This is a genomic window from Paludifilum halophilum (assembly GCF_002245355.1).
Classification (GTDB): Bacteria; Bacillota; Bacilli; order Thermoactinomycetales; family DSM-45169; genus Paludifilum; species Paludifilum halophilum.
Map to the genome: position 1 here is coordinate 41,399 of NZ_NOWF01000001.1, position 11,011 is coordinate 52,409.

An 11,011-nucleotide genomic window follows, 5' to 3' on the forward strand; every position below is an offset into this window, starting at 1 on the left:
AATCAAGGGGGTGACAGATCTTGGTGCAGACCATCCTGTGGTTTATCCTGTTGATCAGTTTGCTGGTATTTATCCATGAGCTTGGCCACTTCATCTTTGCCAAACGCGCCGGGATGCTGGTAAGGGAGTTTGCGATCGGCTTCGGTCCAAAGCTGGTTTCCTGGTTTAAAGGGGAAACCCTCTATTCCATCCGTATTTTACCCTTAGGCGGTTATGTCCGGGTGGCAGGGGAAGACCCGGAGGTCTTCGAACTGAAAACGGGTTCTCATTTGGTTCTGGATCGGGATGAAGAGGGACGTGTCGTGCGCATTCGGGCTCCGCAACCCTCCCGGGAAGGGAGTACCTTGCCGATGGAGCCGGAGTACGGAGAAATTGACGACCCGACCGGCTCCGATCTTCCGGGACACCTTCCACCGGTTACTTCCAGCATAGGCGGGAAGCTGTTGGAAGCGGATCTGGAGGATCAGTTGTTTATCCGGCTGGAAGACGAAAACGGTCTCGATACCCGCTACAGGATCCATCCCCAGGCGCTGATTCAATACGACGAAAAAAATATTTCGCAGATTGCGCCTCTCAACCGCCAGTACGGTTCCAAGACGATTCTGCAGCGGGGACTGTTTATCGCGGCGGGTCCGGTGTTTAATTTTTTCCTGGCTGTTGTTTTGCTGGCGGGTTTGACCTTGGCTACCGGTATAGGGACCAAAGTGACGGTCAAAGATACCGTTCCGGGCTCACCGGCGGAGAAGGCGGGTCTGAAGCCCGGGGATACCGTTCGGGAAGTGGAAGGAAACAAAGTGAAGGAATTCAACGATATCAGCGTCCCCCTTCAGGAAGCTCGAGGGGATGAAGTGACCCTGAAAGTGGAACGGGCCAACCAGCTCTTCGAGACCCAGATCGAACCGGAAAAGCGGAACAACCAGTTTATCATCGGAATCCAGATGGAGCAGGAACGGCGTAAAGCGACGATCTCCGAAGCCTCTATAGCCGGCTTTACAAAGACTTATGACTTGGCGGTGATCATGGGACGGGGGATCAGTCGACTCGTCACAGGTCAGGTGGGGATGGAGAGTCTGGCCGGCCCGGTGGGGATTGCCGATATTACCGGGAAAGCCGCCGATGCCGGGTGGTTGAACCTTGTTCACCTCGCCGCCCTGTTAAGTTTGAACCTGGGTATTATTAATATCTTGCCCTTTCCGGCCTTGGACGGCGGACGGTTGACCTTTCTGATCCTGGAAGCCCTGAGGGGAAGGCCGATCGACCCCAACAAGGAGGGCGTGGTTCATTTCGTGGGGTTTGCCCTATTGATGATGTTGATGATGGTGGTCACTTACAATGATATCGTGCGTGTATTTTTTAAAGGTTGATTCGTGAAGGGTGTCGAGCTTCTCGGTTTGCAGGCGCCTCGGACATGAGAGGGGATCCCTTCCGGGGCCTCCTATCAATCAAGGCGGTGATGGATGTTGATACAGACCATCGTGTCGTTTATCCTGTTGATCAGTTTTCTGGTTTTTTTTCATGAATTGGGCCACTTTATCTTTGCCAAACGGGCGGGTATTCTCGTCCGGGAATTTGCCATCGGTTTTGGTCCGAAGCTGTTTTCCCGGTTTAAGGGAGAAACATTGTATTCTTTGCGGATTCTTCCCTTGGGCGGCTATGTGCGCATGGCAGGGGAAGACCCGGAGATCATCGAGCTGAAAACAGGATCGCGATTGGTCTTGGACCGGGACGAACAAGGCAGGGTTGTGCGGATTCACTCTTCCAAGCCCGACCATCCCGGTGCCGGACCCCGAGATGAAACCCTTCGGGAATATGGGGAGGATGTTACCGAGGCGGATTTGCCGGAGCATCTGCCTCCGGTTCATTCGACGAAAGCCGGGAAGCTGCTGAAGTGCGATCTGGAAAAGGATCTGTTTGTCCTGTTGGAAGACGAAAACGGTCGGGAAGTTCGATACCATCTTCATCCCCGGGCCGTGATCCGCTACGATGAGAACCATATCGTTCAGATTGCCCCGATCGATCGACAGTTTCATTCCAAGACGGTCCTGCAACGGGCTCTGACGATTGTGGCGGGCCCATTGTTCAACCTGATTCTGACTGTCGTCCTGTTGACGGGGATTGCCATGGCGGTCGGAGTGGAGGACAAGGTGTTGATTCATGATGTGGTTCCTGATTCCCCGGCGGAACAGGCGGGGCTGCAACCGGGGGATGCTCTGCGGGAAGTGAACGGGGAACCGGTGAAGAATTTCACCGAGGCCGGCACCTTGATCGGTGAATCCGGAGGGAACTCGGTTACGCTGAAAATGGCACGGGACGGGCAGGTCTTTGAAACGGAAATTCAACCGAACCGAGAGAATCGGATTGGTATCGAGATGAGACAGGGGATGCGGGAAGCTTCCCTGAGCGAATCGATAGCGGCGGGCTTTTCCAAAACATATGATTTAGCTGCGTTAATGGGGGATTTTCTTTCCCGTCTCATTACCGGCCAAGCTGGAATGGAGCAATTGTCCGGGCCGGTGGGGATCGCCAATGTGACGGGAAAAGCCGCCGAGGCGGGTTGGGTGCCCCTGGTTCACTTGGCGGCTGTCCTAAGCCTCAACCTCGGGATTTTAAACATTTTACCCTTTCCGATGCTGGACGGCGGACGGTTGGTTTTCATTATGGTGGAGGGAATCCGGGGACGACCGATCGACCCAGGGAAAGAAGGGGTGGTCCATTTTATCGGATTCGCCCTGTTAATGTTGTTGATGTTATTGGTCACCTACAATGATATCGTACGCCTGTTCAAAGGTTAAGAGCGGGCAGATGGGGAGTAAAGGGGGACGAGTTTTTGAGACAGAAAACGATGTTGATTCCGACACTGCGCAAGGTGGGGGCGGAGGCGGAGATGGCCAGCCATCGCTTGATGCTGCGGGCGGGAATGATTCGGCAGTTGGCGGCGGGAGTTTATACATATCTTCCCTTGGCTCATCGCACTTTGTACAAAGTGGAGCAGGTGGTTCGGGAAGAAATGAACCGTATCGGTGCTCAGGAGATCCTGATGCCTGCTTTAAACCCGTCGGAATTATGGCGGGAGACGGGACGGTGGGACACTTACGGCCCGGAGTTGATCACTTTGCAAGATCGGCATGAACGGGATTTCCTGCTGGGACCTACCCATGAAGAAGTCATTACCGACCTCTTGCGCAATGAGGTGAACTCCTACAAGCGGCTGCCCATGTCTCTCTATCAAATCCAGACCAAATACCGCGACGAACGGCGTCCCCGATCCGGGCTGCTCCGGGGGCGGGAGTTTTTAATGAAAGATGCCTATACTTTTCATGCGGATCGGGAGACGTTGGACCAGGCCTATCAGGGCATGTATCACGCTTATGAGCGGATTTTTACCCGATTGGGTCTGGACTTTCGGGCAGTGGAAGCGGATTCCGGGGCGATCGGCGGTACAGAAAACCATGAGTTTATGGTGTTGGCGGATTCCGGTGAAGATACACTGACCCTGTGTGACTCCTGCGACTATGCCGCCAATATCGAAACGGCTAGGGTAGGCGGCCATGAAGGGGAGAAGTCCCGTCCCGTTGCGGAAGAGATTTCCACAGTGGAAAAGGTATCCACGCCGAAGGCATCCACTATCGAACAAGTAACGAAGATGCTGGATATCTCTCCTCATCGACTGATGAAGAGTTTATTGTTCGATGTGGATGGTGAGCCGGTACTGGTCTTGGTACGGGGGGACCATGAAGCCAATGAGGTGAAGGTGAAGCATGCTTTGGATGCGGATCAGTGCGAATTGGCGGATGAGGCCGTGGTACAACGGGTAACCGGGGCTCCAAGCGGGTTTGCGGGGCCTGTCGGGTTGAAAGAGAAGGTCCGGATCATCGCGGATCACGCGGTTCGAGATCTTTTCGATGCGGTCACCGGGGCTAATGAAGCCGACGCTCACTTGCTTCATGTCACCCCGGAACGGGATTTCCAGGTGGATCACTTCGCCGATGTTCGGACGGTGCAGGAAGGGGATCCCTGCCCTCATTGCGGCGGCACACTCCGCTTTTCGCGGGGCATTGAGGTCGGGCATGTGTTCAAGCTGGGTACCAAGTACAGCGAAGCGATGCAGGCGACCTTCCTGGATCGGGAAGGGAAGGAACAGCCGTTAATCATGGGTTGTTACGGAATCGGAATTTCCCGGTTGGCGGCGGCGATTATCGAACAGCACCACGACGACAACGGCATCACTTGGCCTTTAACCGCCGCGCCTTTTGCCGTCCATTTAATCGCTGTCAACATGAAAGACGAAAACCAAGCCCGGCTGGCGGAACAACTGTACGGACAGCTGGTCCAAAACGGTCTCGAAGTCCTCTTTGATGATCGACAGGAACGGGCCGGTGTCAAATTCAAGGATTCCGACCTGATCGGAATCCCGCTGCGAATCACAGTCGGTTCGAAGGCGGCGGAAGAAGTGGTGGAGTATAAAATCCGACGCAGTGGAGAAAGTGGGCATCTCTCCGCACAAGAACTTTCGAATCAGCTTCCGGAACTGCTGAAGCAAGTCGATGGATGAGTATGATCGTTCCAGCTGAGCGGAGGGACTGACTCTCAAGCGGGTATATCAACGGACCAACCTCCTCCTGAATACCGAGGCGGGGTTTCCTGATAAGGGAAACCCCGCCTTTTTAACCCTGCCGAGAAGTGCGCTCTAGTCCATCCCGCCTCTTTCTGATACACTCATTGGAGACGCAAACGGACGAACCGAAAGAAGTCATGCGTAAAGGCGGAAAGGGTCGGAGGTGAAATCGGATGACCGCAACAACAATCAAACGTCAGCGATGGGAACAAGTGCTGAAAAAAGCCGAGATCCCGTCGGAAGTGGTTCAGCAACATTTTGCGGGGGCGTACATAGAAAAGGTGAAAGTGAGCCGTTTGAAACGGACCTGGACCTTCTATCTGAAACTGGAACAGCCGGTTCCGCCCCATGTGATGTTCCGGGTTCAGGAGAAGGTGGCTGAGGCTTTTTCGCCCGCCGTTCAAACATCGTTTGTCGTTCGGTATGAGGGAGCCGATTTGGAACAGTTGATGGAAATGTATTGGCAATGGATCCGGAAACGGGTGGCGGAGGATTTGTCCCCGTCGGCGGCGGGTTGGCTTTCCCGATCGGACTGGCACTTGGAGGGGGAGTTGTTAACGATCAACTTTCCCAATCAGATGATGACCCAAATGGCTGTCAGCAAACAACTGGATCAGGTCGTCGCTTCTCTGTTTCAGGAAGTGTCAGGTACACGGTTACAAGTCGCCCTATCCTACCGGGAATCCGACACAGCCCGGGAACAATTCCAGGAACGGCGGGAGGAAGCCGAACGAAAACTGGTAGAAGAGGCGATGGTCCACTTGGAGGAATCAGAGCCGCCGCCGGAGGAGGAAGCGGACGAGGGCCCCGTGGCCATTGGTTACGATTTTCGGGATGAACCGATTCTGACCAAGGAAATCACGGATGAAGAACGGCGCGTATGTATCCAGGGCTGCGTTTTCAAATCGGAGGTGCGCGAGCTCCGCAGCGGACGGACGCTGCTTACCTTTAATGTGACGGATTACACGGATTCGATCGCAGTGAAAGTATTCGCCCGGGATAAAGAGGATGCAGCCGTCCTGGGACGGGTCCGTGACGGAATGTGGGTTCGTTTGAGAGGGTCCGTTCAGTTTGATACTTTCGCCCGGGATCTGGTAGTGATGGCGAACGACTTGAAAGAAGTCCCTCCATACAAGCGGCAGGATACCGCTGATGAAAAACGGGTGGAACTTCATCTGCATACTGCGATGAGCGCCATGGACGGAGTCTATGATCCCGAGAAGATGGTGAAACAGGCGGCGGAATGGGGTCATCCGGCGGTAGCGGTAACGGATCACGGAGTTGTGCAGGCCTATCCCGAGGCATACGCCGCCGGACAGAAATACGGGGTTCAGGTGATCTTCGGCTTGGAAGCCTATCTGGTGGATGACGGTGTGCCGATCGTGATGAATCCTGTAAACCGGGAACTGAAAGAGGATACCTACGTGGTGTTTGACGTGGAAACCACCGGTTTGTCAGCTGTTCACGACGAAATCATTGAGTTGGCCGCAGTGAAAGTGAAGGGCGGGGAGGTCGTCGACCGGTTTGAATCCTTTGTCAACCCTCACCGCAAACTGACAGCGATGATTACGGAATTGACCAGTATCACCGATGATATGGTCGAGGACGCTCCCGATCTGAAAGATGTCTTGCCGAAGTTTTTGGCGTTTGCCGGGGATAGCGTATTGGTGGCCCATAACGCCCGCTTTGACATGGGTTTTTTGCAGATGGGGGCGAAAAAAATCGGCGAACAACCGGTGACCAACCCGGTGCTGGATACCCTGGAGTTGGGCCGGGTGTTGTATCCTCAGATGAAAAACCACCGGCTGAACACATTGTGCAAGAAGTTTGATATCGACTTGGAACAGCATCACCGGGCGATTTACGACGCGGAAGCAACCGGTTACCTCCTGTGGAAGATGATCGGCGATTGTGTCGAGCAGGGGATCACTCGTCTCGATCAGGTGAACGACTCTACCGGGGAGCGGGATCTGAGCCGGCTTCGCCCTTTCCATGCCATCATCCTGGTGGAGAATTACACGGGATTGAAAAATTTATATAAATTGGTTTCCTTTGCCCATTTGAAATACTTCCACCGGACCCCCCGCATTCCCCGCAGTTTGCTGGAAGAATACCGGGAGGGGCTGATCATCGGTTCCGGGTGTGAAAAAGGGGAGCTGTTTGAAGCCGCTTTGCAGAAATCACCGGAGGAAGTGGAAGAGATTGCTCGGTTTTATGATTATCTGGAAATACAACCCATTGAAGTGAACCAACACCTTGTCGACAAAGAGATCGTGGACAGCCCTGAGCGCTTGCGGGAAGCCAATCGTCTCCTGGTGAAACTGGGTGAGCGCTTGGACAAGCCGGTGGTAGCCACATCTAACGCCCATTATCTAAATGAGTGGGAAGGAACGTTTCGGGAGATCCTCGCCATGAACCAGACCGGGGGATTTCGCAAGAAAGGCCCTCTGCCCCGAACTCATTTTCGTACGACGGATGAGATGTTGGAGGAGTTCTCCTACTTAGGCGAGGAAAAGGCTCGGGAAGTGGTTATAAAAGCCCCGGGGGAGATTGCGGACCGGATTGAGGAGATGAAGCCCTTTCCCGACGATCTGCATACTCCGATCATCGAAGGGGCCGACGAAGAGCTGCGCCGAATCTGTTATGAGACGGCGGAAGGGTTATACGGGTCCCCTTTGCCGGATATTGTGAGGGAGCGACTGGAAAATGAGCTGGGCAGTATTATCAAGCACGGATTTGCTGTGATTTATCTCATTTCTCACAAGCTCGTGACCAAGTCCCTGGAGGATGGCTACTTGGTTGGCTCCCGGGGTTCAGTGGGTTCTTCCTTTGTGGCTACGATGAGCAATATTACTGAAGTGAATCCGTTACCGCCGCACTATGTCTGTCCCGGCTGCCAATACAGCCGTTTTATCAATGATGGAACCGTGGCATCGGGGTTTGACCTTCCTGATGAACAATGTCCGGAATGCGGCAGTGATATGAAAAAAGACGGACACGATATCCCCTTTGAAACGTTCCTCGGATTTCAAGGGGACAAGGTTCCGGATATCGATCTCAACTTCTCCGGGGAGTACCAGCCTCGTGCCCACAAATATACCGAGGAGCTTTTCGGAAAGGAATACGTATATCGTGCCGGAACCATTTCCACCGTTGCTCAGAAGACGGCTTTCGGATATGTGAAAAAGTATGAAGAGGAGAAGCAGTACCAGTGGCGCAACGCTGAAGTGGACCGAATGGTGGAGGGGTGCAGCGGTGTCAAAAGGACCACCGGTCAGCATCCCGGAGGTTTGATGGTGATTCCTCAAAACAAAGAGGTGTACGATTTTACACCGATTCAGCGCCCGGCGGATGATGTGAAGTCGGAGACGATCACCACCCACTTCGACTATCACGCGATCAGCGGGCGGCTTTTGAAGCTGGATATCCTGGGTCACGATGATCCGACGGTGATCCGGATGTTGCAGGATTTGACCGGTATTGATCCTCAGACGATCCCGATCGATGATCCTGAAGTGATGAAGCTGTTCGGCAGTACCGAATCCCTGGGTGTCACCCCCGAGGAGATCGGGACGGTGACGGGAACACTGGGAATTCCCGAATTCGGGACCCGCTTTGTACGTCAGATGCTGGAAGATACCAAACCGACCACCTTCGGCGAGTTGGTGCGCATCTCCGGCCTTTCCCACGGAACCGACGTGTGGCTCAATAACGCCCAGGACCTGATCCGCAGCAAGACAGCCGTTCTGGCGGAAGTGATCTCCACCCGGGATGACATCATGGTTTACCTCATTTACAAGGGGATGGATCCGTCGATCGCTTTTAAGCTGATGGAAAAGGTCCGCAAAGGGAAAGGGCTGACCGAGGACGAAGCCGACCAGATGCGGCAACACAATGTACCTGATTGGTATATCGATTCCTGCCGCAAAATCAAGTATATGTTCCCGAAAGCCCACGCGGTGGCTTATGTATTGATGGCGGTCCGTATTGCCTGGTTCAAGGTGCATTATCCCATTCAGTACTATGCCACTTATTTCAGCGTTCGGGCTGATGACTTCGACCTGGAGTTGGTGGTGAAAGGGGCGGACGCTATCAAAAAGGCGATCGAAGAGACTAATGAAAAAGGGGTCTCCGCCACCCCCAAGGAAAAGGGGTTGCTTACCGTGCTGGAATCTGCCCGGGAGATGTTGGCCCGGGGGCTGAAATTCCGAAACCTGGACCTTTACCGCTCCCATGCGACCCATTTTTTGGTGGATGGAGACAGTCTCATCCCCCCTTTCTCTTCTGTCAACGGGATCGGTGTCAATGCCGCCAAAAACATCGTTGAAGCGAGAAAGGACGGCGAGTTCCTTTCCGTGGAAGATCTGCAAAAGCGAAGCCGTATCTCCAGTGCGGTGGTGGAGGTGCTCAAACGCCTGGGTTGTCTCAACGACATGCCGGAGAGTAATCAGCTGACGCTTTTTTAACGTTTGGAGACGGGTTCGGCGAAGCGGGATGATCGCCGGTGAACCGGCCCTGAAAATTGCGTGCCAAGGGTTGGTTGTGTTATAATCTTTTTGGCTATACTGATAGAAGATACGTCCGGCCGGAAAGAGTGGGTTGTCGCCCACTCTTTCCCTTTGTGGTTAGATATGAGGGGCGGGACGAGGCGGATATGAAGGAGGGAAAGGGATTGAGCCGCAAAGTGTCGGAAGCGGTGGAACGTTTGGCCGTACCCATTCTTGACGAAGAAGGATTGGAGTTGTACGACACGGAGTTTACAAAGGAAGGGAAGAACTGGTTCCTGCGTGTCTACATCGACCGCCCGGAAGGAAAGGTGGACTTGGATGATTGCAAACGGATCAGTGAGCGGCTCAGCACGGAGCTGGACCGTCAGGATCCGATTTCCGGCGCATATTATCTGGAAGTTTCATCTCCTGGAGCGGAAAGGCCTCTCAAAAGGGATTGGCATTTTAAACGCGCGGTGGGAAGTCCGGTCTTCCTGAAAACCTATGAAGCCATCGACGGTCGAAAAAAATTCGAAGGGAAACTCATCCGCTATACACCGGAATCGGTCACGGTGGAGATCGAGGGCGAACCGGTGGAGATTCCGACGGATAAAGTGGCGAAGGCTCGACGGGTGCTCGTGCTTTAATCGAAGGGAGGAGAATGAAACGATGAATGCAGAGTTCATCGAAGCCCTCAATCAGTTGGAAAAAGAGAAGGGCATCAGTAAAGAGGTGTTGATCGAGGCGATCGAAGCCGCTTTGATCTCCGGTTATAAAAGAAATTTTCACTCGGCACAGAACGTCCGGGTGGATATTGATCGGGACACGGGACACGTCCGTGTCTTCGCCCGCAAAACAGTGGTGGAGGAGGTGCTGGACCCGCGCCTGGAAATTTCTCAGGAGGCTGCGGAGGAGGTGAATCCTTCATTTCAATTGGGAGATATCGTAGAGATGGAAGTCACCCCGACCGACTTTGGCCGGATCGCGGCCCAGACCGCCAAACAGGTGGTGACCCAGCGCATTCGTGAAGCGGAACGGAGCATCATCTACGAGGAGTTTGTCGACCGGGAAGAAGATATTGTGACAGGGATTGTTCAGCGAGCTGACAATCGGCACTACTATATCGACCTGGGACGGGTAGAGGCGCTTCTCCCCTTTGCGGAGACCATGCCGGGAGAACGGTTTAAGCACAATGACCGGGTAAAATCGTACATTACCAAAGTGGAAAAATCGACGAAAGGTCCTCAAGTTTTTCTTTCCCGCACTCATCCGGGTCTTTTGAAGAGATTGTTTGAACTGGAAGTGCCGGAAATTTACGAAGGAATCGTTGAGATCCGTTCCGTGGCCCGGGAAGCGGGTCATCGATCCAAGATCGCCGTCGCTTCCCGGGAAGATCAGGTGGATCCTGTCGGTGCCTGTGTCGGACACCGGGGAATGCGGGTTCAAACCGTCGTCAACGAGTTGCGGGGGGAAAAGATCGACATTGTCCGATACTACGAGGATCCGGTAGAGTACGTTTCCAATTCTCTCAGCCCATCCAAGGTGATCAGTGTGGAGATTGAGGAAGAAGAAAAAGTGGCCCGGGTCATCGTTCCGGACCATCAGCTTTCCCTGGCGATCGGGAAGGAAGGGCAGAATGCCCGTCTGGCCGCGAAATTGACTGGTTGGAAAATCGATATCAAAAGTGAGTCCGAAGCGGCCCAGGAGGAAGAAGAGGGTTTCGATGAACCCCTTTCTGAGGAAACGGATGAACCGGCCCTGGATGAGGGCGATATCGCCGAAGAAACGGAGTGGAATTCCGTGGATGACAGCGAGGAGGAAGAAAAAGCTCCAGAAAGCCCGGAGGCCGGTGAAGCCGGAGATGAAGTGTCGTCAAGGACGGAAGAACCGAAAGCTGAGTGACAGAATG

At 53.9% G+C, this 11,011-nt stretch carries 6 protein-coding genes; all 6 read left to right on the forward strand.

The genetic code is table 11. The features are described 5' to 3' along the window. Window positions 1-23: 23 nt before the first annotated feature. The 6 genes from rseP (CHM34_RS00170) to nusA all read left to right on the forward strand — a co-directional run bounded on the left by rseP (CHM34_RS00170) (window position 24) and on the right by nusA (window position 11,004). A complete protein-coding gene (rseP, locus tag CHM34_RS00170; RefSeq protein ID WP_240511828.1) occupies window positions 24-1,364 on the forward strand; it encodes an RIP metalloprotease RseP in 1,341 nt (446 codons plus the stop codon). 93 nt (window positions 1,365-1,457) lie between these two features. After that, on the forward strand, window positions 1,458-2,792 hold the full coding sequence (gene rseP / locus CHM34_RS00175; protein ID WP_240511795.1) for an RIP metalloprotease RseP: 1,335 nt from the start codon (window positions 1,458-1,460) through the stop codon (window positions 2,790-2,792). A 35-nt stretch (window positions 2,793-2,827) separates the two neighbouring features. Continuing rightward, entirely contained in the window at window positions 2,828-4,552 is a 1,725-nt protein-coding gene (locus CHM34_RS00180; protein ID WP_206093723.1) for a proline--tRNA ligase, read from the forward strand. Window positions 4,553-4,788: 236 nt separating this feature from the next. Then, window positions 4,789-9,081 (forward strand): PolC-type DNA polymerase III, encoded by a 4,293-nt coding sequence (locus CHM34_RS00185; RefSeq protein WP_094262579.1) that lies wholly within the window; start codon window positions 4,789-4,791, stop codon window positions 9,079-9,081. A 206-nt stretch (window positions 9,082-9,287) separates the two neighbouring features. Then, window positions 9,288-9,749, forward strand: coding sequence for a ribosome maturation factor RimP (rimP, locus tag CHM34_RS00190; RefSeq protein WP_094263043.1), 462 nt, complete (start codon window positions 9,288-9,290; stop codon window positions 9,747-9,749). 22 nt (window positions 9,750-9,771) lie between these two features. Continuing rightward, window positions 9,772-11,004, forward strand: a complete 1,233-nt coding sequence (gene nusA, locus CHM34_RS00195; protein WP_094262580.1) for a transcription termination factor NusA — start codon at window positions 9,772-9,774, stop codon at window positions 11,002-11,004. The last annotated feature ends 7 nt before the right edge of the window (window positions 11,005-11,011 follow it).

Bases quoted from the DNA above. Each gene is read 5' to 3' on its own strand.
- rseP (WP_240511795.1), top strand. From the start codon at position 1,458: ATGTTGATACAGACCATCGTGTCGTTTATCCTGTTGATCAGTTTTCTG.
- CHM34_RS00185 (WP_094262579.1), top strand. From the start codon at position 4,789: ATGACCGCAACAACAATCAAACGTCAGCGATGGGAACAAGTGCTGAAA.
- nusA (WP_094262580.1), top strand. From the start codon at position 9,772: ATGAATGCAGAGTTCATCGAAGCCCTCAATCAGTTGGAAAAAGAGAAG.